This window comes from Paraburkholderia sp. CNPSo 3281 (assembly GCF_024206515.1).
Classification (GTDB): Bacteria; Pseudomonadota; Gammaproteobacteria; order Burkholderiales; family Burkholderiaceae; genus Paraburkholderia; species Paraburkholderia nodosa.
Window position 1 is genome coordinate 13,060 of sequence record NZ_JAMBPS010000043.1, and the last position, 26,255, is coordinate 39,314.

Annotated in this window: 24 protein-coding genes; 7 read left to right on the forward strand and 17 right to left on the reverse strand. The window is 66.9% G+C overall.

The annotated features are described in order from the left end of the window. The first annotated feature begins 1 nt into the window (after position 1). The 3 genes from M3I56_RS30065 (at position 2) to M3I56_RS30075 (ending at position 3,772) form a co-directional block, all read left to right on the forward strand. The gene (locus M3I56_RS30065; protein WP_254357080.1) at positions 2-1,507 is read left to right on the forward strand and encodes an efflux transporter outer membrane subunit; all 1,506 of its coding nucleotides are present in this window, start codon (positions 2-4) and stop codon (positions 1,505-1,507) included. A 139-nt stretch (positions 1,508-1,646) separates the two neighbouring features. Beyond that, positions 1,647-2,336, forward strand: coding sequence for a heavy metal response regulator transcription factor (locus M3I56_RS30070; RefSeq protein WP_028205637.1), 690 nt, complete (start codon positions 1,647-1,649; stop codon positions 2,334-2,336). Then, the gene (locus M3I56_RS30075; RefSeq protein WP_254357042.1) at positions 2,333-3,772 is read left to right on the forward strand and encodes a heavy metal sensor histidine kinase; all 1,440 of its coding nucleotides are present in this window, start codon (positions 2,333-2,335) and stop codon (positions 3,770-3,772) included. Before M3I56_RS30070 ends, M3I56_RS30075 begins: the two co-directional genes overlap by 4 nt. A gap of 30 nt (positions 3,773-3,802) precedes the next feature. Here the strand turns inward: M3I56_RS30075 and M3I56_RS30080 are convergent, their stop codons facing one another. Further along, positions 3,803-4,894, reverse strand: coding sequence for an AI-2E family transporter (locus M3I56_RS30080; protein WP_254357043.1), 1,092 nt, complete (start codon positions 4,892-4,894; stop codon positions 3,803-3,805). Positions 4,895-4,997: 103 nt separating this feature from the next. Then, positions 4,998-6,155, reverse strand: coding sequence for a metallophosphoesterase (locus M3I56_RS30085; RefSeq protein ID WP_254357044.1), 1,158 nt, complete (start codon positions 6,153-6,155; stop codon positions 4,998-5,000). Between the two features lie 445 nt (positions 6,156-6,600). Here M3I56_RS30085 and M3I56_RS30090 point away from each other — a divergent pair, with 445 nt between their 5' ends. Both M3I56_RS30090 and M3I56_RS30095 read left to right on the forward strand, forming a co-directional pair. Next, complete coding sequence (locus M3I56_RS30090; RefSeq protein ID WP_254332659.1) at positions 6,601-6,936, forward strand: hypothetical protein; 336 nt, start codon at positions 6,601-6,603, stop codon at positions 6,934-6,936. Positions 6,937-7,051: 115 nt separating this feature from the next. Beyond that, positions 7,052-7,648: an alpha-ketoglutarate-dependent dioxygenase AlkB gene (locus tag M3I56_RS30095; RefSeq protein WP_254357045.1), complete on the forward strand. Its 597-nt coding sequence runs from the start codon at positions 7,052-7,054 to the stop codon at positions 7,646-7,648. Positions 7,649-7,783: 135 nt separating this feature from the next. Here M3I56_RS30095 and mdcH read toward each other — a convergent pair whose 3' ends face one another. From mdcH to M3I56_RS30135, 8 genes are read right to left on the reverse strand one after another with little or no spacing between them, the layout of a single operon-like run. Next, positions 7,784-8,722 carry a malonate decarboxylase subunit epsilon gene (gene mdcH / locus M3I56_RS30100; protein WP_254357046.1) on the reverse strand — a complete coding sequence of 313 codons (939 nt, stop codon included), beginning with the start codon at positions 8,720-8,722 and terminating at the stop codon, positions 7,784-7,786. Beyond that, positions 8,719-9,396 (reverse strand): malonate decarboxylase holo-ACP synthase, encoded by a 678-nt coding sequence (locus M3I56_RS30105; protein WP_254357047.1) that lies wholly within the window; start codon positions 9,394-9,396, stop codon positions 8,719-8,721. The genes mdcH and M3I56_RS30105 overlap by 4 nt, the downstream gene beginning before the upstream one ends. Next, on the reverse strand, positions 9,396-10,211 hold the full coding sequence (gene mdcE, locus M3I56_RS30110; RefSeq protein WP_254357048.1) for a biotin-independent malonate decarboxylase subunit gamma: 816 nt from the start codon (positions 10,209-10,211) through the stop codon (positions 9,396-9,398). Before mdcE ends, M3I56_RS30105 begins: the two co-directional genes overlap by 1 nt. After that, complete coding sequence (locus M3I56_RS30115) at positions 10,208-11,089, reverse strand: biotin-independent malonate decarboxylase subunit beta (RefSeq protein ID WP_254357049.1); 882 nt, start codon at positions 11,087-11,089, stop codon at positions 10,208-10,210. Before M3I56_RS30115 ends, mdcE begins: the two co-directional genes overlap by 4 nt. Then, on the reverse strand, positions 11,086-11,388 hold the full coding sequence (locus M3I56_RS30120; RefSeq protein WP_042265098.1) for a malonate decarboxylase subunit delta: 303 nt from the start codon (positions 11,386-11,388) through the stop codon (positions 11,086-11,088). The genes M3I56_RS30115 and M3I56_RS30120 overlap by 4 nt, the downstream gene beginning before the upstream one ends. Beyond that, on the reverse strand, positions 11,376-12,332 hold the full coding sequence (locus tag M3I56_RS30125) for a triphosphoribosyl-dephospho-CoA synthase (protein WP_254357050.1): 957 nt from the start codon (positions 12,330-12,332) through the stop codon (positions 11,376-11,378). Before M3I56_RS30125 ends, M3I56_RS30120 begins: the two co-directional genes overlap by 13 nt. A gap of 5 nt (positions 12,333-12,337) precedes the next feature. After that, positions 12,338-14,011 carry a malonate decarboxylase subunit alpha gene (gene mdcA, locus M3I56_RS30130; RefSeq protein WP_254357051.1) on the reverse strand — a complete coding sequence of 558 codons (1,674 nt, stop codon included), beginning with the start codon at positions 14,009-14,011 and terminating at the stop codon, positions 12,338-12,340. After that, positions 13,995-14,774 (reverse strand): GntR family transcriptional regulator, encoded by a 780-nt coding sequence (locus tag M3I56_RS30135; protein ID WP_254357052.1) that lies wholly within the window; start codon positions 14,772-14,774, stop codon positions 13,995-13,997. Before M3I56_RS30135 ends, mdcA begins: the two co-directional genes overlap by 17 nt. 218 nt (positions 14,775-14,992) lie before the next feature. Between M3I56_RS30135 and M3I56_RS30140 the strand changes: the two genes are divergently transcribed. After that, positions 14,993-16,294 (forward strand): MFS transporter, encoded by a 1,302-nt coding sequence (locus M3I56_RS30140; protein ID WP_254357053.1) that lies wholly within the window; start codon positions 14,993-14,995, stop codon positions 16,292-16,294. Positions 16,295-16,315: 21 nt separating this feature from the next. Here the strand turns inward: M3I56_RS30140 and M3I56_RS30145 are convergent, their stop codons facing one another. Then, complete coding sequence (locus M3I56_RS30145; RefSeq protein ID WP_254357054.1) at positions 16,316-17,242, reverse strand: DMT family transporter; 927 nt, start codon at positions 17,240-17,242, stop codon at positions 16,316-16,318. Positions 17,243-17,374: 132 nt separating this feature from the next. Here M3I56_RS30145 and M3I56_RS30150 point away from each other — a divergent pair, with 132 nt between their 5' ends. Further along, positions 17,375-18,244, forward strand: coding sequence for a LysR family transcriptional regulator (locus tag M3I56_RS30150; protein ID WP_254357081.1), 870 nt, complete (start codon positions 17,375-17,377; stop codon positions 18,242-18,244). On the opposite strand, the gene M3I56_RS30155 is transcribed toward M3I56_RS30150, so the two are convergent. The 6 genes from M3I56_RS30155 to M3I56_RS30180 form a co-directional block, all read right to left on the reverse strand. Next, positions 18,232-19,281, reverse strand: coding sequence for an ABC transporter ATP-binding protein (locus M3I56_RS30155; RefSeq protein WP_254357055.1), 1,050 nt, complete (start codon positions 19,279-19,281; stop codon positions 18,232-18,234). The two genes, M3I56_RS30150 and M3I56_RS30155, sit on opposite strands and share 13 nt — an antisense overlap. A 15-nt stretch (positions 19,282-19,296) precedes the next feature. Beyond that, entirely contained in the window at positions 19,297-20,940 is a 1,644-nt protein-coding gene (locus M3I56_RS30160; RefSeq protein WP_254357082.1) for an iron ABC transporter permease, read from the reverse strand. A 55-nt stretch (positions 20,941-20,995) separates the two neighbouring features. Continuing rightward, positions 20,996-22,015, reverse strand: a complete 1,020-nt coding sequence (locus M3I56_RS30165; protein ID WP_254357056.1) for an iron ABC transporter substrate-binding protein — start codon at positions 22,013-22,015, stop codon at positions 20,996-20,998. Positions 22,016-22,046: 31 nt separating this feature from the next. Continuing rightward, a complete protein-coding gene (gene efeB / locus M3I56_RS30170) occupies positions 22,047-23,354 on the reverse strand; it encodes an iron uptake transporter deferrochelatase/peroxidase subunit (protein ID WP_254357057.1) in 1,308 nt (435 codons plus the stop codon). A gap of 2 nt (positions 23,355-23,356) precedes the next feature. Continuing rightward, on the reverse strand, positions 23,357-24,517 hold the full coding sequence (locus M3I56_RS30175; RefSeq protein ID WP_254357058.1) for a hypothetical protein: 1,161 nt from the start codon (positions 24,515-24,517) through the stop codon (positions 23,357-23,359). Positions 24,518-24,605: 88 nt separating this feature from the next. After that, positions 24,606-26,120, reverse strand: a complete 1,515-nt coding sequence (locus M3I56_RS30180; RefSeq protein WP_254357059.1) for a carbohydrate porin — start codon at positions 26,118-26,120, stop codon at positions 24,606-24,608. Between the last annotated feature and the right edge of the window lie 135 nt (positions 26,121-26,255).

A 26,255-nucleotide genomic window follows, 5' to 3' on the forward strand; every position in this document is an offset into this window, starting at 1 on the left:
GATGCGGCAAAACACGCGGCAACGGCCGCTCGCTTACGTGACGGCGCTAGGCGCGCTTGGTCTCGCGGCTTGCACCGTGGGCCCCGACTATCACGCACCGCAAACGCAAAGCCCCGAGGCCTGGCGTGTCGATTCCGCCGATTCATACTGGCACGCGGCGCAGCCTTCGCATGCGCCGCTCGACCCGCTGTGGTGGAAGGCATTCGAGAACGCCGAGCTAGACAGTCTGGAAACCGCGGCGCTCGCCGAGAACCAGACGCTGCGCGTGGCCGCCGCGCACTATGCGCAGGCTCGCGCGACGCTCGCTTCGGTGTCGTCGCAGCAAAGCCCGCAGGTCGGGCTCGACGCGGGCCTCGCGCGCGAGCGCATTTCCGCGAACCGGCCGCTCACGAACTACGCGACGCCCAACACGTCGACCGTGCAGAACCAGGTGAGCGTCGGCGCGACCGTGAGCTACGAGCTGGACCTGTTCGGGCGCATCCGGCGCATGGTGGAGTCGGCGCAGGCGTCGACGCAACAGGCCGGCGACGATCTCGCCAACGCGCGCCTCGTGCTCACCGCCGAACTCGCCACCGACTATTTCGCCATGCGCGAACTCGACAACGAGATCGACGTGGTGAACCGCTCGGCGCAACTGCAGCAAAAGGCTCTCGATTTCGTGACCGCGCAGCACGATCTCGGCGCGGTTTCCGGTCTGGAACTGCTGCAGCAAAAAGCCCAGCTGGCGGCGACGCAAACCCAGGTGCATCTGCTCGAAAACCAGCGGCAGCAGGAGCAGAACGCCATTGCCGTGCTAGTCGGCAAGCCCGCGCCCGAATTCACGATTGCGCAGAAGCTCACGCCGCTGCCGATGCCCGCGCTTCCCACCGGGCTGCCGAGCGAGCTGTTGCAGCGGCGGCCCGACGTGGCCTCGGCCGAGCGCGCGATGGCTGCGGCCAATGCGCAGATCGGCGTGGCGCGCTCCGCGTACTTTCCGGACATCACGCTTTCGCCCACTTTCGGCTGGGAATCGACGCGTTTTGGCGGTCTTTTTTCCGTGCCGAGCCTCATGTGGTCGGTGGGCGCGACGGCCAGCGAGGTGGTGTTCGACGGCGGCAAGCGTGCGGCGGGCGTGGATTTCGCGCAGGCCGGCTACGAGTCAGCCCAGGCGTCTTATCGTCAGACCGTGCTCACCGCGTTCCAGGAGGTGCAAAATGCGGTAACGGGCCTTTCGGTGCTGGAACGCGCCTCGACCGATGGCCAGGCGGCCGTGGACGACGCACGCAAGTCCTTCGATCTCGCCAACGACCGCTATCAGGGCGGGCTCGTCGCGTTCATCGACGTGCTAAACGCGGAGCAGCAGTTGCTTGCCAGCGAGCGCCAGGAAGTGCAGATTCACGGCCAGCAGGTCGCCACGGTGGTCTTTCTCGCGAAGGCGCTGGGCGGCGGCTGGAGCGCCGACGACCGCGAGATGGCCTGCAGCGCGGGCACCTGCCGCGCAGTGCCGAAGGCAGAGGGCAGAAGCTGAGTCGCATGCAAGGACTGAAAGCGGGGCATACAAGAGGGCTTGAGCGGGCCCGGCACCAGGGTATATAAAAGCGCGCAACGGCGGTCACGCGCCGCGTCGGCCGGCAACGCCAGGGCAGCGCGCAAAGAGGAGGGCGGGCATGAAAGTATTGGTAATCGAAGACGAGCGCAAGGTCGTGGACTATTTGCGCAGCGGACTCACGGAGCAGGGCTGGGTCGTGGACGTTGCCATGGACGGCGAGGAAGGCGCGTGGATGGCCACGGAGTACGACTTCGACGTGATCGTGCTCGACGTCATGCTGCCGAAGCTCGACGGCTTCGGCGTGCTGCGCGCCGTGCGCACGAAGAAGGACACGCCGGTCATCATGCTGACGGCGCGCGACCGTGTGGACGACCGTGTGCACGGCCTGCGCGACGGCGCCGACGACTATCTCACGAAGCCGTTCTCGTTCCTCGAACTCGTCGAGCGGCTGCGCGCGCTCACGCGGCGCGCGCGCACGCAGGAGTCCACGCTGATTTCGGTGGGCGATCTGCAGGTGGACCTCATCAGCCGCCGCGCGACGCGCGACGGCGTACGCCTCGATCTCACGGCGAAGGAATTCCAGTTGCTTTCGGTGCTCGCGCGGCGGCGCGGCGAGATTCTCTCCAAGACGCTCATCACCGAGCTGGTCTGGGACGTGAATTTCGAAAGCAACGCGAACGTGGTGGAAACGGCGATCAAGCGGCTGCGCGCCAAGCTCGACGGCCCGCACGCGGCGAAACTGCTGCACACCATACGCGGCATGGGCTACGTGCTCGAAATGCGCGAGGAAGGAGGCCAGACGTCATGAAACGCTCGATCTCGCTGCGGCTTTCGGCGATGTTCGCAGCGGTGTCGCTCATCGTGTTCACGCTCACGGGCGCGGGCCTCTTCTTCCTGATGCAGCGTCAGCTCTTCAACGAGCTGCGCGAAACGCTCGACACGCGCGCGCGCATTGCGAGCCTGATCATTTCGCACGCACCGGACGTGCAGAAGTGGGCCTTCGTGCAGGAAAAGCTGCGCGACCTCTCGCCCGCGGATAGCCGCATGCATTACTACGTCGAAGGCCCGGATCCGCGCTTTCGTTTCGGCACGCCCATCGTCGGCAAGGTCACCGGTGACGTGGGCCCGAATCATGTGCTCGTGCGCCCGCCGGGTTGCAGCTACGACATCATCACGACGACCTTTATCGTGCCCGCGAGCGGTGACCGGCCCCAGGTGAAACTCGTGGTCGGCAGCGACTGTGTGCGCACCGAAGGCATGCTGCGGCGCTTTGGCATTGCGCTCGGCGTGCTGATCGCGCTGTCCACCATCGCGGTCGCGCTGCTGAGCCGCGCGGTGACGCGCTTCGGACTTGCGCCGCTCACGCGCCTCTCGCGCGAAGCCTCGCAGTTGAGCCCCTCGAACCGGCGCCAGCGGCTGCATGCGGACGAGCTGCCCGAGGAACTGCACGAACTCGCCACGTCGTTCAATGGCGCGCTGGAGCGTCTCGACAAGGCTTACGAGCGCCTCGAGTCGTTCAACGCCGACGTGGCGCACGAGTTGCGCACACCGGTGAGCATCCTGATTGGCCAGACCCAGGTGGCGCTCACGCGCGACCGTTCGGTCGAGCAGCTGCAACAGACGCTGCAATCGAATCTTGAGGAATTCGAACGATTGCGTGTGATCGTGAACGACATGCTGTTCCTCTCGCGCAGCGATCGCGGCGAACGCGCGACGGACCTCACGGAAGTGTCGTTGCGCTCGGAGATCGAACGCATGCTCGATTTTCTGGAAATGCCGCTGGAAGAGGCGCAACTGCGCGTTGAAGTGCAAGGCGACGCGCGTGCATGGGTGAATACGTCGCTGATCGGGCGCGCCGTGAGCAACCTGTTCGTCAACGCGATCCAGCATTCGCAGTCCGGCACGACGCTGCGCGCCACGGTCGCGCCGCAGAACGGTCACGTTGAGATCGCCGTTTCGAATCCCGGCGAGCCGCTCGATCCGGTGACGCGCGAGCATATTTTCGACCGCTTCTACCGCATTCAGGAGGCGCGCTCGAACAGCCACGAAAATCACGGGCTCGGGCTGTCGATCGTCAAGGCCGTGGCGGAAATGCACGGCGGCACGGTGTTCGTGCGCAGCGCAGACGGCGTCAACACGTTCGGGTTTTCGGTGGCCGTGGACGGCGCCGAAGCACCCGAAGCGCCCGTTGCCGGTATTGCACGCCAGGGCCGCGCCGGCGTGCCGCTGCACGTTTCGCCCTAGCGCTGAACTAATGCGGCCCGGAAGCTGCGCTTACACGGGCTCGTCTTCCACGGGCGTGCTTTCGTTTTCGATGTAGTGCTGGTCCTTGCGCAGCAAGTCCCAGCAACTGATGAAAAGCGCGGCGACGAGCGGCCCGATCACGAAGCCGTTGATGCCCATGAGCGAAATGCCGCCGAGCGTCGAGATCAGCACGACCCAGTCGGGCAGGCGCGTGTCCTTGCCCACGAGCAGGGGGCGCAGCACGTTGTCCACAGTGCCGATCACGACGGAGCCGAAGATGATCAGCCCGACCCCCTTCGCCACCGCGCCAGTGGAGAGGAAGTAGATCGCAATGGGCCCCCACACGAGCGCCGCGCCCACGGCGGGCAACAGCGAGAGCAGCATCATCACGAAGCCCCACAGGAGCGCGCCCTGAATGCCGAGCACCCAGAGCGCGATACCGCCCAGCCCGCCCTGCACGACCGCCACCGCCACATTGCCCTTCACCGTCGCGCGGATCACCGTCGTGAACTTGCGCATGAGATGCAGTTTGTGCTGCTCGTCGAGCGGAATGGCGTCGCGCACGAGCCGCGAAATTTCGCGGCCGTCGCGCACGAGGAAGAAGAACAGATAGAGCATCACGCCAAAGCTCACCAGAAATTGCAGCGTGTTCTGCCCGACGGAGAGTGCACGCGTGGCCACGAACTGGCTGATCTGCGCGGCGCCCGCAGAAAGGCGCTGCTGCAGCCCCGGCAGATCCATGAGGTTGTAGCCCGCGAGCAGGTTCTGAATCGACTCGGGCATGGCATGGACGATCTGCGTGAAGTACGCGCCGAAGTCGAGGCTGCCGCTGCGCACCTGCTGATACGCCGAGGCGACCTGCTGCACCAGCGTGGCCGTCACCAGCGTGAGCGGAAAGATCACGATGACGAGGCAGATGGTGAGCGTAATGAGCGCGGCGACATTGCGCCGCCGCCCGAGCCGCGCGACGAGCCGGCGCTGCACGGGCTGGAAGATCAATGCGAGTATGGCGCCCCAGAGCACCGTGCTGAAGAACGGCGCGAGGATGAAGCAAAGCGCAATGGACACCGTGAACAGCAGCAAATAGAACGATGTCTGGTGAAGGTGCTTGTTGCCTTCCATGTGCGATGAATTCCAGTTAAAGCGGCCAGGCGGACGAACGGCGGCATCGTCCGATGATACCGGCAAGGCCGCGCGGGCCGTCGGGCGCAGCGCGCCCAGGGGATCACTGTGCGCCCACGAGCCGCACGCGCGTGATTTCCGAAGGCGCGCCAAGGCGCTTGGGCGGCCCCCAGTAGCCCGTGCCGCGGCTCGTGTAGACCCAGAGGCTGCCGAGCTTTTCGAGGCCCGCCGTGAACGGCTGCTGCAGCCGCACGAGAAAATTCCACGGGAAAATCTGGCCGCCGTGCGTGTGGCCGGAGAGTTGCAGCGTGAAGCCCGCGTCGACGGCGGCGTGGGCCGTGCGCGGCTGGTGCGCGAGCAGCACGCGCGTGTTGACGTCGGCGGGCGCGCCGCGCAGCGCTTCCGCCGGATCGCTGCGGTGCGCGGGATCGAACTGGCCGCCCGTGTAGTCGGTCACGCCGGCCAGCACGAGCCGCGCGCCGCCATGCTCGATCACCACATGCTGGTTCATCAGCACCGTGAGGCCGATGCGGCGGAACTCGGCAATCCAGGCGTCTGCGCCCGAATAGTACTCATGGTTGCCGGTCACGAGATACACGCCGTGATGCGCGTTGAGCTTGCCGAGCGGCGCCGTGTGGTCGGCGAGATGCGCCACGCTGCCGTCCACCACGTCGCCCGTGATGGCGACCACGTCGGCGTCGAGCTGGTTCACGGCGCGCACGATGGCATCGACGTAGCCGTGCTTGATCGTCGGCCCGACGTGGATGTCGCTCAGTTGCACGATGGTGAAGCCGTCGAGCGCGGCGGGCAGGCCGCGAATCGGCACCTCGACGTTGCGCACGCGCGCACGCCGCCGCGCGTTGAAGAAGCCGAACCCGGAGGAGAGGAACGCAAGCACGATCACCGCGGCGGCGCTCACGGTGCGCCAGCCGGCGAGATCGATGGCCTTGGGCCAGAGCGCCTCCACTGTCATGGCCGAGGCGAGCACGATGTCGCGCGCGATCGTCAGCATGAGCAGCGACGAGAAGAAGCCCATGGCGAGCATGCCGATCCAGGCGAGGCGGTCGCCGAGCGGCTGGCGCTTGAAGCGCCGCGCAAGCATGCCGGGCGGAATGAACAGCACCGAGAGCACGAGCCACAGCACGGCGAGCCATTTGCCGGCGGCGGCCACGGGCAGGTCGGGAATCAGGCGAAAGCCGACATAAGCATGCAGCAGCACGCCGATGGCAATGAAGCGGACCAGAAACGAGAGTCGGGGCATGGCGGCGCAAACGGATGGGAGCGGACCGACGCGGGTTGGCGCGCCGGGCACGGCGCGCTGCAGCAAAGCCCAGTCGTCGAGGCCCGCTCGGAAACCCGGTGGACGGGGCAGCACAGGTAGGCTGCGTTGCATTTTACCGGCGCAGCAGACTTCGTGCCGCTCGGTGGCGGCGGTTTTCGGATGGGTATGCTGCAACGCAGCATGAAGGGGTTGATCGTTCACGCTAGAACATACATGCATGCGTGTATGCATGCGCCTTGATGCTTTATCGCCTGCGCGTGTGGCAGTGCGGCATTTCCCTGGATTGCCAGCGCGATCTCACTCGTCGCATTATGTTCTCGTGGGGCCGGGCACACTCTATTAAACGTCCATTGAATCGGCTCCTGCGATGGACTATGCTCAAAATGAGGCCCGCGCGGTTCCGGGCGCTCTGGGGAGACGGATCATGAAAGGTATCCGGCCGGTCGCACATGGGCTGCATGAGGGTCTGCATGGTCGTCACGTCGGGCGCGAGGGCAGCCATGTCATGCTGCCGATGGTCGGGCTCTCGATCATGGCCATCGCGCTGTATATCGCGGTCAAGCGCATCGATATTCTCGAAATTGGCCGAAGCGCGTTATTCGATGTCGTAATGGTGTTCGTCGCGCTCGGTATCGCGGGCATGTTCGGCGTGCTGGGCGCCTGGCTGCGATCCCGCACCACCGACGAACCCGCCGAAGGCTTCTGCTTCATCGGCGCGCTCATCGGCGCGGCGGTGTTCTACATCGCGCTGCTCACCTGAGTCGTTTGCTTGCAGTGTCGGTTGATTCGCTATCCTGCGGGAAGCGAGGGCGCGCGGCGGCCAGGTCCGCGCCATGCGAAACTGCGTGTTTTCCCGCTCGATTGAAGCACGCTCGATGTTTGATCTTTTCGACGATTCGCCTGCCCCCGACGTGGCATGGCATCCGTCATGGCTCGCGCCAGAGGCGGCCGCCGAGGCGCTCGCGCGCATCATCGCCGAGGCCGACTGGCGCCAGGAACGCATCCGTACGCCTGGCGGCTGGGTGGACCAGCCGCGCCTCACGGCCTGGCAGGGCGACCAAGGCGCGGTGTACGTCTATTCAGGCATCCGAAACATCCCGCAGCAGTGGACCCGCCAGGTCGCCGAGCTACGCGACGCCGTCTCGGCGCTTTGCGGCGTGCGCTTCAACAGCGTGCTGCTCAACCGTTACCGCACGGGCACGGACAGCATGGGCTGGCACGCGGACCACGAACCCGAACTCGGCCCCGAGCCGGTGATCGCCTCGCTGAGTCTCGGCGCGACGCGGCGCTTCGACTTGCGCCACAACGCGACGGGCGTGGTGCGTTCTTTCCCGCTGACGAGCGGCAGCCTGCTCGTGATGCAGGGAAAGACCCAGGCGCAATGGCGCCATCGCGTGCCGAAGGAGCCTGCCGTGAGCGGCGAGCGGGTGAATCTCACGTTTCGTCTGGTAACGCCGGGTTTGCGGAAATAGGCGTCGAGAACGCTGTAGATGGGTGATAAATCGCCGATCTTCGACGCGAAGTCTACGCGCGCACGAGCGGCTTTTCGCTAAAAAGCGAATAAGAATTTATGCGCATAAACGCCAAAGTCGGCATTGGCGCGGCGATCAGACGTCCTCGCCGAGCCGGCGCCGCACGATCGCGACGAGACGCTCCAGCGGCAAACCCGAGCCCGCGAGCGCGGTCACCTCGGGATACTGCTCGCGCGCGATGTCCGTGAGCACCTGGCCGGGCGGCGCTTCGACCAGCACGCTTGCGCCCGATTCGATCATGACCGTAAGCGCGTCGTACCAGCGCACTGTGAAGCGCATGTTGGTGGCGAGATCGGCGCGGATGGCGTCGGCGTCGTAGAGCGGCCGGCCGCCGCGATTGTCGACATACACGCTACGCGGCGTACGAAACGGGATGTCGCGTGCCCACTCGGTGAGCGTATCGGCGGCATCGGCCAATAGTTCGCAATGCGAAGGAACGGCCACTGCGAGCCGTTGCGCCTTGCGCGCGCCAGCGGAGAGCGCACGGGCCGCAAAGGCTTCGAGCGCGCCATCGGCGCCGGCTACGACGATCTGGCGCGGCGCGTTGACGTTCGCCACGTACACTCGCTCGCCGCCTTCACCTGCATGCGCATCCGCGAGCGTTTCCACTTGCGTCTCGCTCAGCCCCGCGACGGCCGTGAGGCCATAGCCCGATGGCCACGCGTTTTCCATCAGCTCGGCGCGTTTGCGCACCATGTGCAGCGCGTCGCCAAACCCCAGGGCCTCGCAGTTTACCGCGGCCGCATAAGCGCCCACGGAAAGCCCGGCGCTGAATTGCGGCGCGAGTCCTTCGTGCGCCAATGCTCGCGCAACGGCTACGCCCGCGACCGTGAGGCCGATCTGAACGGCAACCGTGGAGCGCAAGGCGTCGTCGCTATCGAGCGTGAGGACGTCGAAGCCGAGTACCGCCGACGCCTCGTCGAGCGTCGCCCGCACGGGGTCGTGCTGCGGCAGTTTGTGGAGGAAGCCAGCGTTTTGCGCGCCCTGGCCGGGAAAGAGCAGGGCGAGCGTCATGGCGCTTGCCACGGGTCGGCGACAAGCAGTGCGCCGCTGGAAGCGCGCGCCAGCACGCGCGGCGTGTGCGCCGCGAGTTCGGCGAGCGCGACTCCGCCTGCGGGCGTTTCGAGTTGCGCGTCGATGCGTGTGCCGGAGCGGCTGGCGGCTTGCGCGAACGTCTGCGCCAGCGCGTCGATCGCCGCGCGTGAGACGCGCTGCGGCAGGCGAATCAGGATGTCGAGATCGCTCGATGCCGTGAGGGTGGGAACGCCCGTGGCGAGTTCGAAACCGGCGCTGCCCGTGGGGCCCCAGACGTAATGGCGCAACGGCGCGGCGCTTGTGCGCAGGGTGGCGAGCGCGATGAACGCTGGCAGTGCGCGGCGTGCGCGAAGCGGATCAACGCCGAGCAGATCCTCCGGAGCGGAAGATGATTCGATATCCTCAGTATTGAGCCAGATGCCGAACCGCTCCGAACGTACGCTGCCGCGCACGCCTACCGCCACGAAACCCGCCGCCGCGCGCGTGCGTCGCACGACCACCCAGGGCGCGCGAGCAAGCGCGGCGCGTACCCAATCCGGCTCGTCGCGTGACGGTGTATGGCGCGCGACGCGCAGCAGGTCGTGCGCGCGCCAGCGCGCGTCGTCCACACGCGGCGTGTCAACGGCAAACGGCGGGGCCGCGCAGACGCGCATCAGCTAGCGTCCCACTGTTGCGCCAGGCGCTTGCGCACCTCGATCGACGCCGCACGCGTACGCTGCGCCGACTCGCCTTGCAGACGATGCGCGAGCCCGCTCGTGTTGCCGCGTGCCTCCCGCACCTTCTGTGCGAGCACATCGCGCACGCGGGCGATCTGCGCAACGCTCGGCGCGTCCGCATCGACGCCTTCGATCAGCTCGTCGAGCAGACCGAGCTTCGCGAACGAAGCCATCGAATACGACATCGGCACGATCTTTTCGCCCAGCTCGTCGAGGTCGTCGACGCTGCGCCGCGTGACGCGTGCCGCTGCTTCCTTGCCCATGGCGTGGACCATCGTGCCGGGCGCGTCGAGCGCGACGATGCGATTGGCCTGATAGCCATGCGCGAGAAACGCGCCTGACATGGCGGGCCCGACGATCAGCGCCACCACGGGATGCCCCGCGAGCCGCGCGCTTGCGTAGGCGTCCACGGCCGAGGCGCAGGCGAGGTGAATGCCGAGCATCTCCTCGCGATAGCCGTAAGCCTGGCTCTTCACGTCGACGATCGCGATGATGGGGCGGCGCTTGCCGCTTGCGGCGTCTTCGGCAATCGCCTCGCGCACGGCCTTCGCGAGACGCCAGCCTTGTTCGAGGCCCACCACGTTGTCGCGCGCGCGCGGAAAGCGGTTCGCGGGATCGGGCGCGACGGTGATGAAGCGCGCGGTCTCGTTGTCGAGCGGCGCGTCGGCGTATTGCACGCACGCGCCCTGCGTTTCTCCGCCCGTGAGGGCGCGCAGCCAGTGTGCGCCGCGGCTCGTCGTCGTGTCGTTCATGCGTTTTCTCCGCGCAGGTTCAGGGGCGAAGCGGTGAACACCGCACGCATCGTTTCGGGGGTGACGCTGGCGGGATCGATCTGCGCGAGTTTCGCGAGTGTGGCATCCACATCCGCCGAGCGCGGCGTGAGCGGTGCGCCTTGTGCGAACGCCGCGCGCACGGCGGCGCGCACGTCGTCCACGGCGTCTTCGACGAGCGCATCGGCGAAACCGGTTTGCGCGCGCTGCTCGCCGCCGATCAATTGCCACACCTGGCGGCGGTCGCTCGAATCGAGTTCCTCGATGCCGGCTTCCTGCTCGATCACCTCCGGACCATTCATGCCGAGGCGGCCTTGCTTGGTCATCACGAGCGTCGAACACAGGGCCGCCGCGAGCGACATGCCGCCAAAACAACCCACCATGCCCGCGATCACGCCGACCACGTTCACGTGTGCGCGCAACGCGACGATGGCGGACTGGATCTCCGCAATCACGGCGAGGCCGAGATTGGCCTCCTGCAAGCGCACGCCACCGGTTTCGAACAGGATGACGGGCCGCACGATCTTGCCGCGCTCGCAGTCGGCGAGCGCCAGTTCGAGTGCGGCGGCGATCTTGCTGCCCGACACTTCGCCGATGCTGCCGCCCTGGAATGCCGATTCGATCGCGGCGACGACGGCGGGCTCGCCGTCGATGGTGCCGCGCGCGATCACCGCGCCGTCGTCGGCTTGGCAGACGATGCCCTGCAACGGCAGCCACGGCGATTCGATACGGTCGAACGGCCCGAGCAGTTCGCGAAACGTGCCCGCGTCCAGCACGGCGGCTGCGCGTTCGCGCGCGCTCAATTCAATGAAGCTCTCGCGCAGCAGCGTGGCGGGTGTCAGTTGACGAGTGCTGCTCATGACTGCGCCTCCTGCGCGGCTTCCACGGCTTCCGCGAGCCGTAGCGCCACCACGCCGGGCGTGGCGCCGAAGTCGTTGATCTCGATGAGCGCCGCGCCGTCGTAGCGCGTGAAGAAGCGGTCGAGCACGCTCTTCCAGATGTGGCTATAGCCGTCCACGCTCGTATGCACGACCACGCGCGCCTGCATGTCGCTCGCGGGCTGCAGCAGCACTTCGAGATCGCCCGAGCCCACCACACCCACGTGGGCGCGCGTCGTCACAGCGCGTTGCGCCGGATAGTCGAATGTCAGTTGTTCCATGAAACCGTCCTCCCGCCCATGCGGTGCTGAACCAGTCTGTCGATGAAGAGCGTCGCGGCGAGCAGATCGGCCGCGCCACCCGGCGATGCATTGAGTGCGAGCAGCGCGCGTTCGAGCGCATCGAACGCGGCGCGGCCGGCTTGCGTGGCAAGGCCGCCCGCCTCGCGCACGCGCTGCGCGCCCGTTTGCGCGGCCTCGCGCCCGGCGAACCCCGCGCGATGCAGCAGGCAGGTGTCGTCGAGCGAGGCCATGATCGCGAGCAGGGCGTCCACGCGCGCGTGGGCTTCGTCATGGCCTTGCGCGCGTGCGGCGTGCAGTGCGGGCAGGCCCACGCGCACGACGTGCGGAAAGCCGTCTTGCGCTTCGCTGCGCGCGCCGCCCACGTTGTAGCGCTGACGCACGCGCTCGCCGTTGCTTTGCGCGGGCTGCGCGAGCAGGTCGTCGAAGCGCGCGATCCGCGCGGCCGTTTCGCAGATGTGCGCCGCGTGGGCACACTCGCTGTCGCGGCTTTCGGGCGTATGCACGATCGCCGCGCCCGCCACCAGCAGCCCGACAATCCAGATCGCGCCGCGATGCGCGTTGCTGCCTTGCGTCACGCGCATCATCGCGGCTTCGCCGGCGCGGCCGATGCGCGCGAGATCGGTGCGCAGCGCCGTGCCGGGCGCGGCGCCGCGCGAAGCGCGCGCGAGCGCTTCGAACGTGGGTTCGAGCGCGTGCGCGGAGCGCTGCATCGTCGCGAGATCGAGATCGTTGTGCGCGCCACTACCGCGCGCGTCCACAAGCGCGGGCTTGGGCGTGAGGCGCGCTTCTTCGATCAGCGCGTCGCGGGCGAAGCGTGCGAGCTGCGCGTCGGAAGAGGGCAGCCGCGAGTCGCCAGCGGACGACACGCGCCGCACGAGACCCGCCGAGCCTTCGGCAAGCACCGTAAAAGGAAGCGTGCGCATCGCGCTTACCAGCTACGGAAGCGGGCGGGCGGTGTGTAAAGCCCGCCGGACCACGTCACCAGGTCGTCGATGCTGCGCGCCGCGAGCAGCGAGCGCTTGGCCTCGCCGCGCAAAATGCCGAGATCCTCGGGGAATTGCACGATGCCGCGGCGGCGCAGTTCGTCGGTTTTTTGCTGCTGCGCGCGCAGGCCGATGGGCGTCACGCCCGCCACGGCCGCGAGCGCGGCGCGGCGCTCGTCGATGCCCTCTGCGCGATGCAGGTGCGCAATGCCCTCTTCGGTCACGACATGGCTCACGTCATCGCCGTAGATCATCACGGGCGCAACGGGCATGCCGCTCTTCTGGCCCACGGCGATGGCGTCGAGTTCATCCACGAAGGTCGGTTCGCCGCCTTTCTTCCAGGTTTCCGCCAGTTGCACCACCAGCTTGTGGCCGCGCGAAACCGGGCCGTTGTCCTTGAGCAGCTTGAGCCACGCTTTGCTCGCATGGCGCCGTCCGCGCGGATCGTGGCCCATGTTCGGCGCGCCGCCAAAGCCCGCGAGCCGGCCGCGCGTGACGGTGGACGAATTCGCGTCCGCGTCGATCTGCAGCGTCGAGCCGATGAAGAGATCCACGGCATATTGCCCTGCGAGCTGGCACAGCACACGGTTCGAGCGCAAGCTGCCGTCGCTGCCGGTGAAGAACACATCGGGCCGCGCGGCGATATAGTCTTCCATGCCCACTTCGCTGCCGAAGCAATGCACGCTTTCCACCCAGCCCGATTCGATGGCGGGAATCAGCGTGGGGTGCGGATTGAGCGTCCAGTTGCGGCAGATCTTGCCCTTCAGGCCGAGTGAATCACCGTAGGTGGGGAGCAGCAATTCGATCGCGGCGGTGTCGAAACCAATCCCGTGATTGAGCGCGGCGATGCCATAGGGCGCATAAATGCCCTTGATGACCATCATCGCGGTGAGCACCTGCAAGTCGCCGATGTGGCGCGGATCGCGCGTAAAGAGCGGCTCGACCGCGAACGGCCGGTCGGCCTGCACGACCACGTCGACCCACGAGCCGGGAATGTCCACGCGCGGCAGTTCATCGACGATTTCGTTGACCTGAACGATCACGATGCCCTGACTGAACGCGGCGGCTTCGGCGATGGTCGGTGTGTCCTCGGTATTCGGGCCGGTGTAGAGATTGCCGTGGCGGTCGGCTTTTTCGGCGCACAGCAGCGCGACCTGGGGAATCAGGTCGACGAACATGCGCGCGTACAGCTCGACATAGGTATGGATCGCGCCCACTTCGAGCTGGCCGTCTTCGAGCAACTGCGCCACGCGCAGGCTCTGCGGCCCAGCGAACGCGAAGTCCACGCGGCGCGCAATGCCGCGCTCGAACAGCGTGAGATGCTCAGGGCGGCTGATGCTCGAGATCAGCAGGTGAACGTTGTTGACCTTGGCCGGATCGGCCTTGGCCAGCGAGCGCGAGAGGAAGTCGGCCTGCTTCTGGTTGTCGCCTTCCAGTGCGACGCGATCGCCGGGGCGGATCAGCAGTTCGAGCGCATCGGTCATGCGCGAGGCGGGCAGGACGCCGTCTTCGAGCCAGCCCGAAACGGCGGCGAGGCGGCGGGCCTTTTCGTCGCGGCGCGTGGTCCACGAACGCGGCGCGAGGTCACGCGAGGTTGGCGTATCAGCTTGAGGCTTCATCGGCAGTTCGGCTCCGTGAGCGGGAAGAGGCGGCGCGTGGCTTTGCGGCGGCGGTGTGTCCTGAAGGCGGCACAGCCGGCAGCGCGGCGCGCTCGGTCAGGAAACGGTAGATAAGTTCGCCGGTGCCGAGCAGGTGCTCGGCCACGAGCTTTTGCGCAGTGGGCATGTCGCCGCGCTTCACGGCGTTGAGAATTTCGGTGTGCTCACTATCGGAATCGCCCTTGTATTCGGGGAAGCCAAATTTCAGGCGCAGATAACGTTCGCCGCGCCGATGGAGCGCGGTGAGCATCTCCATCAACTGCGGGCGGCCGGCGGGCGCATAGAGGCTCATATGAAAGGCCTCGTTGCGCGCGACATAGAGCGACGGATCGCGCTCGCGCTTCGCGGCGGCGGCCAGCGCGGTCACTTCGCGCAGCGTGGCACTCGTGTGATTCGGAATGGCGAGGCCGAGCGCGAGGCTTTCGAGCGCGGAGCGGATCTCGTAGATTTCGCGCGCTTCGTCGGCGGAGAGGGAGGCCACGCTCGCGCCCTTGTTCACCTCGATCTTCGCCCAGCCTTCGCTCGCGAGCTGGCGCAGCGCCTCGCGCACGGGGATGGCGCTGACCGAAAAATGCCGCGCGATCGCGTCCTGGCGCAGCGGCGCATTGGGCGCGAGCTTGCCCTCGACGATCGCGCTGCGCAGGGCGTCGGCGATCATGCGCGAGGTGCTGGTGCGAGGCGCGGCAGCGCCTTCCAGGGGAAAACCATTCGTTGCGTCGCTCATGAGATCAAATATTATATATAAAACGACCAAGGCGAAAGCCTCGAAAACCCGCAACACAGAAACACCAGTTTCACTATAGACGGGTAAGAAGAACGGGGGGCTTACAGGGAGTTCCTGAAGGGGGCCGGCACTGCCGCGGCCTGCATTTCCGCGTTTCGCGGCGCGCGTGCGCATCCGGCCGCGCGGGCTGGCGAGGCATCAAAGGAGAGAGGAGCATCATGAATTCGATCACCGAGTCCGCGCGGCGAACCCGCACCAAGACACCGCTCAACCGGTCGCAGATCGCCGGTTTCTGGGGCGCCTGGGCAGGCTGGACGCTCGACGGGATGGACTCGTTCATCTACGCCCTCGTGCTCACCCCCGCGCTCACGGAGTTGTTGCCGCGCTCGGGGTATGAGGCGAGTGCGGCGAACATCGGGCTTGCCGGCTCGATCCTGTTCGCGCTCTTCCTCGTGGGCTGGGGGCTGTCGTTCATCTGGGGGCCGCTCGCGGACCGTTTCGGCCGCACGCGCGTGCTGGCCGGCACCATCTTCATGTTTGCGATCTTCACGGGACTTTCGGCCACCGCGCAGAGCGTGTGGGCGCTCGCCATCTACCGCTTTCTCGCGGGCGTGGGCATAGGCGGGGAGTGGGCGCTCGCGGGCACCTACGTGGCCGAATCGTGGCCCGAAGACCGCCGCAAGATGGGTGCGGGCTATCTGCAGACCGGTTATTACGCGGGCTTCTTCATTGCGGCCGCGCTCAATTACACGGTCGGCGTGCACTTCGGCTGGCGTGCCATGTTCCTCACGGGCGCGGTGCCGGTGGTGGTGGCCATCCTCGTGCTCACGCGTGTGGAGGAACCAGCCACGTGGCAGAAGTCGGAGGCAAGCCATGTGCATCGCGGCCGCCCGCTGCGTGAAATCTTTGGCGACGTCTACCGCCTGCGCACCGTGGTGGCGTGCGCGTTGCTGACCATCGCAATCATCGGGTTGTGGGCAGGTGCGGTTTATGAACCGTCCGCCGTGATCCAGCTGGCGACGAAGGCGGGTGCGAACAAGGCCGAGGCGATCCGCACGGCGTCCATCGCCACGGGCATCCTGTCGATCGGCACGATCCTTGGTTGCCTCGCACTGCAACCCATGGCCGAGCGCATCGGCCGCAAGTGGACGCTCGCCGTCTATTTCACGGGCATGGCCGTGACGATCGCGGCGAGCTTCGGCTGGGCGTTCTACCTGGAGAACGGACTTGTGCCGTTCATCGCGCTGCTCTTCGTGCTGGGCTTCTTTGGCGGCAACTTCGCGCTCTTCAGCCTCTGGTTGCCTGAACAGTTCGAAACGCGTGTGCGCGCAACGGCGTTCGCGTTCTGCACGTCATTTGGCCGCTTCGTGGGTGCGGGCGTGAACTTCCTGCTGGGCGCGGCCGTGCTGCGTATGCACACACTCGGCGTGCCGGTGGCGCTCACGGCGCTGGCCTTCGTTCTCGGGCTCCTGATCATTCCGTTTGCGCCGGAAACGAAGGGTCAAACGCTGCCTTCCTGATCCCCCTATGCGGCGCGTTGGTTAGCGCCGCGCCTTCACGAGCCTCGGCGGCAACAGGCGCCAGCCGAGATTGACCCCGAGGCTCGCCGCCACGATCAGTGCCATGCCCGCAAGCTGGGGCACGCTCAGCGCCCGACCGTAGACGATCGCATCGACGGCGATCGCGGTGAGCGGATACACGAACAGCAGCACGGCGATCACGGGTGTCGTCAACATCGGCAGCGCGCCGTAGATCAGCACGTACGAAAGCCCCGTGTGCAGCACGCCCATGCCCACGAGCCAGCCCCATTGCGTTGCCGAAATATGCGCGAGTTCTAGCGGCGCGAGAAACGGCGCGATGAGCGGCAGGCACACGGAGCCCACCACGCATTGCGTCAGCGTGAGCAGATGCGGGCGAAAGTTGCGCAGGCTCTTGGCGATCAGCGTGACGCTCGCATAGAGCACCGAGCCGCCCAGCGACTCGCCAATGCCGATCATGTAGCTCGTGCGATCGGCCACGTGGGTTTCAGCGAGTACGCCGGAAGCGAGCACGAGTCCCACGAAGGCAATGCCGATCCAGCCCAGCCGGTCGGCGCCGAGCCGCTCGTGAAAGAGCGCTGCGCCCATCAGCACGACCCAGAACGGCTGCACATGGAACACGACTGTCGAAACGGCAATGCTCGTGCGATGGATCGCGTCGAAGAAGGCGACCCACTGCGTGACCATCAGCACGCCTGAAATCAGCGCGAGCGTGAGCGTGCGGCGCGTGAACTGCCGCGGCGAAAGCCAGCCCTTGAACGCGCAATACCCGGCGAGCGCGAGCATGCCGAAAAAGCAGCGGAAGAACACGAGCGTGAGGGCGCCGAGACGCGCCTCCTCGACGAACACGCCGATCGTGCCCATCAGGAGGCCGCCGCCCGCGAGCATGAGGACGCCTTGCTGGCGCTTGCCGTGATGTTCGGATTGCATGGCCGGAGCTGGGGAATCGAAAGCGGGTTGGAGACAGCTTAAGTATTCGCCAGTTGCGGGCCGCGGGCAAACGAATTAAATTGAAGAATTCCATCAGCGCAGCTTATGAATTGGCTGCAACACGGCCGGCTTATGAACCCCGAATTCGATGTCGATTTGTTGCGCACCTTCGCCGCCGTGGCGGACGCGGGCAGCTTCACGAAGGCCGCCGTCTCTGTGCATCGATCGCAGGCGGCCGTGAGCATGCAGATCAAGCGGCTCGAGCAGATGCTCGGCACCACGTTATTCACGCGCGACACGCGCAATCTCGCGCTCACGCGCCCGGGCAACACGCTGCTCGAATATGCGCGGCGCGCGCTCGACCTGCAGGAGGAGGCGTGGGCGGCGCTGGTGCGGCCCGAGGTGACGGGGCGCGTGGTGCTCGGCGCGCCCGACGACTACATGGCGTCGCTGCTTTCGCCGGTATTGCGGCGCTTTTCTACCCTCTATCCGCATGTGGAGATCGAGATCGTCTGTGCGCAGAGCGTAGCGCTCGGGCCGATGCTGGCCGACAACAAGATCGACATCGCCTTCGTCACGCGCGACCGCAAGATGCGCGGCGAGTTCGTGCGGGCCGAGGAGATGGTCTGGGTGGGGTCCGCCACCGACCCCGCGCCGCTCGCCATGTCGCCGTTACCGGTGGGGCTCTACGAGCATGGCAGCGTGGCGCGCGCGCATACCGTGGCGGCGCTCGACGCCGCGCACATCCGCTACCGCGCCGCGTACAGCAGCGCGAGTTTGATGGGTTTGACGGCGACGGTGGAGGCGGGCATTGCGATCGTCGCGCTCACGCGTTGCAGCGTGCCGGCGCGCTTCGCGATCCTCGGCGAGGCGCAGGGCCTGCCAAAGATCGAACCGCTGGAAATCGTGGTGGCGCGCAGCGTCAAGTCGAACCGGCCGACTTGCGACTACCTCGCGCAGCAGATGGTGCAGGACCTTTCAGTGCCGCGTCAGCGCGGGTAGACGCTCACTTCGCCGCCTACCGCAAGCCGCACGCGCTCGCCTTCGCGCGGCGTGCGATAACCGGGCACGCGCGCGCGGACCGTTGCGTGCGCATCGATCAGTTGCAGCGTGAGCGCGGCGTCCTGACCCTGGAAGGTGATGGCGCGCACCACGGCTTCCATTGCGCCGTCGCGCAGGGCGGTTTCGGGCAGCACGTCGATCTGCTCGGGGCGCAGCATCACGTCCACGGCGCCTTCTGCGGCATGCTGGTCCTGCTGGATCGGCAGCGCGCCGAGCACGCAATGCGCTCGCCCGTTGGCAACCGTACCCGGCAGCAGCACCGCCTCGCCGATGAAGGCCGCGAGTTCGCGCGTGGCCGGGCGGCGATACAGCGTTTGCGGCGGCCCGCTCTGCAACAACTTGCCGCGCCACAGCACGGCGACTTCGTGGCCGAGCGAGAGCGCCTCGGCCTGGTCGTGCGTGACGAGTACGGCGGTCGCGCCGGCCGCGGCGAGCGCGCGCGCCACGGCTTCGCGCGTTTCCACGCGCAGCGCGGCGTCGAGCGACGAGAACGGCTCGTCGAGCATCACGAGGCCGGGCGAGGGCGCGAGCGCACGGGCGAGCGCTACCCGCTGCTGCTGGCCGCCCGAAAGCTGTTGCGGCGCGCGCGATGCATAGGATTCCGGAAGACCGACGAGTTCGAGCAATTCGGCCACGCGATGGTGCGCGCGCCGCTGCGCACGCGGCAGGCCGAACACGATGTTCTCGGCGACCGTGAGGTGCGGAAAGAGCGCACCCTCTTGCGGCACGTAGCCGATATGACGTTGCTCGGTCGGCCGATGCAGCCGGTCGCCTGCGACGCGGCGGCCGTCGATCTCGATCGTGCCGGCGTCGGCGCGCTCGAAGCCGCACAGCACGCGCAGCAGCGTGGTCTTGCCGCTGCCCGAAGGCCCGAGCAGCGCGACGAGCGAGCCTGAGCGCACGGAAAGATCGATGCCGTGCAGGACCGGATGACCGTCGAAGGCCTTCTGGAGGCCGGAAATGCGAAGTGTGCTCATGGGGCTTAGTGAGGCTCAGGCGTCGTCGGGCGGTGGGTTGGTCGTATCGACGGACATATTCACGGACGCATGGCCCGCGAGCGCGGAACGGCCCGCAAACGCGAACAGCAGGCCCGACGCTGCGAGCGAAAGCGCGGTGAGCAGTGCGGCATAGGGCGCGGCGGCCGCGAAGGCGAGCGTCGAGGTGTCGGTCCAGACCTGCGTGGCGAGCGTGTGCGTGCCGATGGGGGCGAGCAGCAGCGTGGCGTTGAGTTCGGTGACCACCGAGATGAACACCATCGAGGCCGCTGCGCCGAGGCCGGGACCCGCGAGCGGCAGCACGACGCGGCGCAGTGTTGCGAACCATCCCAGGCCGAGCGCGCGCGCGGTATCTTCGAGGCGCTGCTGTGCTTGCATGAGCGCCGCGCGCACGCTCACGAGCGCCAGGGGCAGACAGAGGATCGCGTAGGCCGTGATCAGCAGCGTGGTGCCCTGATAGAGCGGTTCGAGCGCGCGCACCGCGAGCGAGACGATGGCAAGCGCGATGACGAGACTGGGCACGCCCTGCGCGATAAAGGCCGTGCGTTCGAGAAAGGTGGCGGCGCGGCCGGGATAGCGCGCAAGCAGGTACGCGAGCGGCAGCGCGAGCAGCGTGGTGAAAAACGCGGCCGTGAGGCCGAGACGCAGCGAGGCGAATGTGGTCGAAACCAGCAACTCCGGCGAGACATCGGCGGGCGTGATCGCCGCCGCGCCGGGCTGCGTGAGCCAGTAGCCGATCATCGCGAGCGGCACGCCGAGCGTCGCCACATTGAGCGCGACGAAACCCGCCGCCGTAGGCCAGCGCCAGCGGCCGAGCGCATGGCGCGCGCTCGCGCGGCGCGCGCCGCGATCCACGCGCTCGTAGTGCGCGCGCCCGCGCACGCGAAATTCGAGCACGAGGCATACGAGGCAGAGCAGGATCAGCACGCAGGCCAGCAGCGAGGCACCGCCGCCATCGAAGCTCGTGCGGTATTCCGCGTAGATCTCGGTGGTGAACGTGCGAAAGCGCAGCAGCGTAAATGCGCCGAATTCGGAGAGCACGCCAAGCGCGACGAGCAGCATCGAGCCGAACAATGCGGGACGCAATTGCGGCAGCACGACGCGCACGAAAACGGCCCAGCGGTTGCAGCCGAGCGCGCGCGCCGATTCTTCGAGCGCGGGGTCGAGGCCGCGCAGCGCGGCGGCCACGGGCAGGTAGACGAGCGGGAAGTAGGCCGTCGTGATGACGATGAACGCGCCGAGAAAGTCCTGCAAATCGAGGCTCAGCGAGACCCACGCGTAGCTCGTGACGAACGCGGGCATGGCAAGCGGCGCGGCGGCGAGGAGCGCCCAGGCGCGCCGCCCCGGCACGTCGGTGCGCTCGACGAGCCATGCCACCGCGGTGCCGAGCACGGCGCAGGCGAGCGTGGCCGAAACGGTAATCGAGAGCGTGTTGACGAGCAACTCGCCAACCAGCGGCCGGAAGATCAGCTCGGCGGCGTCGGCCAGACCAAAGGACAGCGCGCGCCAGAACGTCAGCGCGAGCGGCAGCAGCACCAGCAGCGGGCCGAGCGCGGCGGCGGCGAAGAGCGCGCGCGGCGCACGCCGCCGCGCGCCCAGGGGCGGGACCCCCGCGACATCGACTTGATGAGACTCTGGCACGGCTTGCGCCGTCGTAACTGCTTCGCTCACGATCTTGCTTCGTACTCCATGCCGATTACAGCAGGCCAGCCTGACGCAGCAGCTTGCCCGCCTGGCTGTCGTCGCCGAGCTGCTGGATGGTCAGCGCGGGCGGCTTCAGCTGGTCGAACGGCTTGTTGATGGGGTCGCTCGCCACGCCGGGACGCAGCGGGTACTCGTAGCTGATGTGGTCCTGCGCCATCAGCTTCTGCGCGCGCTCGCTCACGAGGTAGGCGAGGAACTTCTGCGCACCGTCCACATTGTGCGCGGACTTCATCACGGCGGCACCCGAAACGTTGACGAGCGCGCCCACGTCGCCATCGGCGAAATGCGCGACGGCGCTTTGCGTCTTCTTGTCGCCCATCTCGGCGTGCAGGCGGTCCCAGTAGTAGTTGTTGATGATGCCGGTGGCGACCGCGCCGCGGTTCACGGCAGCGACCACGCCTTCGTCGTCGTCGAAGATCTGCGAGTTGGTCTTCAGACCCTTGAGCCATTCGAGCGTGGCGGCTTCGCCCTTCACGGCGAGCACGGCGTCGACGAGCGGCAGGAAGTCGGCGTCGCTCGGCGCGATGCCGACCTTGCCCTTCCATTCGGGTTTGGCGAGATCGAAAATCGACTTCGGCAATTGCGCAGGCTGCACCTTGGCCGTGTTGTACGCGAGCACGTTCTCGCGCGCGGTCACGCCGACCCATTGTCCTTGCGGCGAGTTGAAGCGCGCGGGCACGGTCGCGAGCGTCGCTTGCTGCACGGGGGCGAGCAGGCCCTTTTCTTCCAGCAGCATCAGTTCAGGCGAGTTCTCCGTGAAGTAGACGTCGGCGGGCGTCTTTTCGCCTTCGGCGACGAGCTGCGCCGCGAGCGCCGGGCCTTCGCCGCTGCGGATCTTCACGTCGATGCCGGTCTGCTGCTGAAAGTCCTTCGCAAGCTGGTTCACGACCTGCTCGTGCTGCGCGTTGTAGAGCGTGATCGAGGCCGCGTGCGCGGCGAGCGGCAGCATGCCGGCAAGCGCGAGCGAGAGGGCGGCGGCGCGCAGCGGCGCGCGCATCATGGAAAATTTCATATTGTTTCGTTGTCCGTGTTATCGATGAATCTCAGGCGCTGAACAGCTCCGCGCCGATGAACGAGCCCGCTTTCGCACCGGGCGGGCAAGCGAAAATCGCGCTGCCCACGTGCGTCGTGAACTGGTTCATCATGTCGAACTTCGCGAGCTTTTCGTTGATCGGAATGAAGCCCGTGCGCGGGTCGCCCTGGTGGGCGACGAAGATGAGGCCCGCGTCATATTCGGTTTCCTGGCGCCACGGCGGCCAGCGCTCGATATAGAAGTCCGTGCTGTCGTTGTACGAGTACGACCGGCGCAGGATCTGCGCGCCGTTGTTCGACGCGCGGTTCGACAGACGCACGTGCGAGTTCTCGGGAATCAGCGGATTGCCGTCCTTATCTTGCGCGTCGAGATCGACATTGTCGAATTCCTTCTTCTGGCCGATAGGCGCGCCGCTGTACTTGTGGCGGCCGAACACCTGCTCCTGGAAGCCCAGTTCCATCTGGTCCCAGTGCTCCAGCGTGATGCGGATGCGGCGCACCACCGTATAGGTGCCGCCCTGCATCCACGGCGCGTCGGCGGCGGTGGCCCAGACGAACTGGTTCATCGCCTTCGGGTCCGCGGTCGGCGGGTTGTTCGTGCCGTCCTTGAAGCCCATGAGGTTGCGCGGCGTTTGCGCGCGCGGGCCCGAGAGAAAGCCCGCCTGGCCCCAGCGCATCGTCAGGATTCCATAGCCCTGGCGCGCGAGCTGGCGCACCGCGTGGAAAGCGACTTGCGCGTCGTTGGCGCACGCCTGCACGAAGAGATCGCCGCCGGTCTTTTGCGCGATCAGCTGGTCGCCGTTGAAGCGCGGCAGGTCGACGAGCGCGGCAGGGCGCCTGTGCGCGAGACCGTAGCGGTCCTTGTCCTGCGACGTGAAGAGGCCGGGGCCGAACCCGAAGGTGACCGTGAGGCCCGCCGGGCCGAGGCCGAGCACGTCGCCGGAGTCGGGCGCGGGGTGGTCGTCGCCCGTGCCGTCCAGCGAGGCCGCCGGCTGCGCCTGGCTCATGTGCGCCGCGGACTCGGTCCACTTGCGCAGCAGGTTGATGACGTCGTCGCGCGAGGTCGTCGTGAGGTCGAAGGCCGCGACATACGTGTGCGCCTGCTGCGGCGTCACGATGCCGCCCTGGTGCTCGCCGTAGAACGGTTCGACGGCGAGCATCGGGTCGGCGGGCATCGCGTGGTGCTTTGCCTCGGCGGCCTGGGCGAGGCCGCTCGTGGCCGCGCCTGCGCCAAGGCTCGCACCGAGCGCGGCACCCGCCTTCAGGAAGCCGCGCCGCGCGGGGCGCGAGGGTTGGTTGGGGGTATCGTCGGAGGACATGATTATTTAGCCAGCACGAGAGTGTTTACGTCGTCTTCCACGTAGTAGAAGCCGTCGCCTGCCGGGGTCAGCGCGATGCCGAACAGGTCGCCGTTGCCCGGAGGCGTCTGCGCCTTGTCGGTATCGATCCAGCGCGCATACAGCTGTTTTGCCGCGGCCGGATCGATCTCGACGACCTGGCCGTTCAGGGCATTCGTCACGAGCAGGTGGCCCTGCGGCGTGACGATCATGGCGAGCGGACGGTGCAGCAGGCCGTCGGCGGTCAGCTGGCGGCCCACGCCCGCGCTCGTGTCGCGCGTGAGCGGATCTTCGATCACGTTGATGCGGTTGCCGATCGCGTCGGACACGTAGAGCAGCTTGTTGTCCGCTGAAAGCGCGAGGCCGGTCGGGCCGACGAGGAACACGCCCTTGTCCGCCTGCGCGCCGAAGCCGCTCGCCACCACGGTTTCGCTTTTCAGGACCGGCGCCTGGCCGCTCGGGATGTCGAGATCGAGGCGCAGCACCGTGGCCTGCTTGAACACGGGCGGACTGCCGTCCGCGCCGCCCACGCCGAAGCCCGCGTTGCTTACGAACAGCGTGGCGTGGTCGCCGTTGTCGACCACGGCCATGTTGCCCCACGGGTCATTGATGTTCGGACTGCTGATGACCTTGGCGATCTTGCCGCCGCTGTCGAGCACGATCATGCAGCCCGCGCCCTTGGTGCCGGTCGTGCCGTCGTTGCTTGGCGTGCTGCCCACGATGACCCAGCCCGACTTGAGCATCGTCATCGCGGTCGAAAGCCCGACGCCGCCCGGGCATTCCTTGAGATCGCGCGGAATCGTCGCGAACAGCGCCATCTGCTTCGTGTCGGGGCGATAGTCGACGATCGTGCTGCCCGTGCCCTGCAGGTTGGCCGCGTTGTTGAAGTTGTCGACCAGCACGTCGCCTTCTTTCACGGTGCCGGAGGAGACCGGCGCGACGAAGATCGCATACGGGTTCTGGTCGCCGTTGTCGGGCACGGTGTTGATGAGCGTGGTGTGGTGCTTGACGGTCTCGAGCAGGCCCTGCGGGTCGGCGTGAGCGGCGAGCGGCGCGCCGGCGAGCGCCGCCGCGGCGGCAAGCGCGAGCGCGGAGCGGACCGCGTGGGCCGTGCATTGCAGGAGCGTGCGCGTAGCGTGTTTCATACTGAATCTCCGTGCCTCGCGCGGCCGGCGCACACGCCGGTAGCAAAACGCGAGGACCTGGTGTTGGACATGGTTTCGATTGCGAGGCTTAGAACGTGATGTTCGTCCGCACGCCGATCACGAACGTATTGCGCAGCGGCGCGGTCGGATCCTGCGGATTCTGGCCGGCGCCCGCGTTGAACGTGTATTGCGCGTCGGCCTGGAGAATCCACCATGGCGTGACCTGGTACTGATAGGTGGCTTCGAGCGCCGTTTCCTGCGTGCGCACGCCGTAAGGACCGCCGGTGAACATCTGCTGGTCGAGGTCGAGGTTGTGCACGTTGTTGCCGACCTTGATGTACGTGGCGGCGAGGCCCACGCTGTCGTTATCGCGGCCCTTGAACGGCGCCTTCATCACAATGCCGAGGTTGGCCGCGAGGCTCACGAGATTGCGGTCGCCGGGCGCGCCCATCACGCGCGCGAACACGCCGATGCTGCGCGGCTCGTCCGGGTCGGGACGCCAGATCATCTGGTCGGCCACCGCATAGAAGCTGTAGTTGCCCTGGTGCTGCGCCGGGATGCCGGTCGAAGCCGGATTCGCGAGCGAAAGGCCCGTGTTGTCGAAACGCTGGTCGGCGAATGAGTTGTTGTTGTACCAGAAGCCAAGCTTGTAGGTACCGGGCAGGCCGTGACTTTCCGCACTGACCAGCTCGCCTTCGGACGGCTGGTTGATGGCGTACTGCAACTCGCCGATCCACAACGTGCCGTTATGCAGATTAAAGTTCGTACCACTAAGGTTGTTAGGATCGTTGCCGAGCGGGTCACCGGAGAACACGCCGGCGAGCGCCGTCAACGAAGGCGTGATCTGTCCGCGCACGCGCACGCCGAGACCCGCGAGCGGATAGGCGGGGCCGCCCGAGGGCATGTCGTACGAAGGCAGTGCCGGCCAGCCGAACATCGTGTTGATGAAGAGCGCCCCGTACTGGCTCACGATGAATTCCTGGTCGAGACTCTGCTGACCGATCTTCACGTCGAGGCGCTTGTTGAAGAACGATTGCTGATACCACAGCTCCCACAGGCGCGTGGTCGGCGTCGCTTCAATGCCGCTTGCCGTGTTCAGCGTGCCGAGGTTCGACGTGCTCAGGTTGGTGCCGTGGATCTGCAGGGCGCTCACATTGAAGAGGCCGCCCGGAATGCCGAGCGCCTTGCTCGTGTCGACCTGGACCGTCGCCGTCGTGAGGCCGTCGTACGCGCCACCGGTCTTGAGACCGCCGCGCAGGTTCGCGAGGTACTCGCTCGTCTCCGTGAGCTGGAATGTGACACCGTATTTACCGAGCCACGGCCTCAGGCCGCCCATGTCGCCGAGCATGGTCTGGCGCGACCAGAAGCCGGTCCAGAAATTCGACGGCTGCGCCTGAATGGCGAGATCGGCTTCCGGTGCTTCAGGGGCGGCATCGGGGTTCGCGTTGCTTTGTGCGCGGGCTGCTCCGCACGCGAAAGTGGCGCTCGCGGCAAGCACGGCAATGGCGCGCAACGCCGGTGCTCGCCGACGCGCCGGGCGGCCCGGCGCTGCGCTGCGCGAGCAGGCCAGCGCAAACACGCGGACGGTTCGGGTCGATTCCATCGTATTCCTTATTTATTGAAATGATTGCTTGATTGATCGCGTTTGTTATTCGCAAGCCGCTGGATACCCGACATCTCCAGACGGCGCCATCGTACTAATAGTGAATGCGAGCGTCAACAAAAACGAGAATGATTC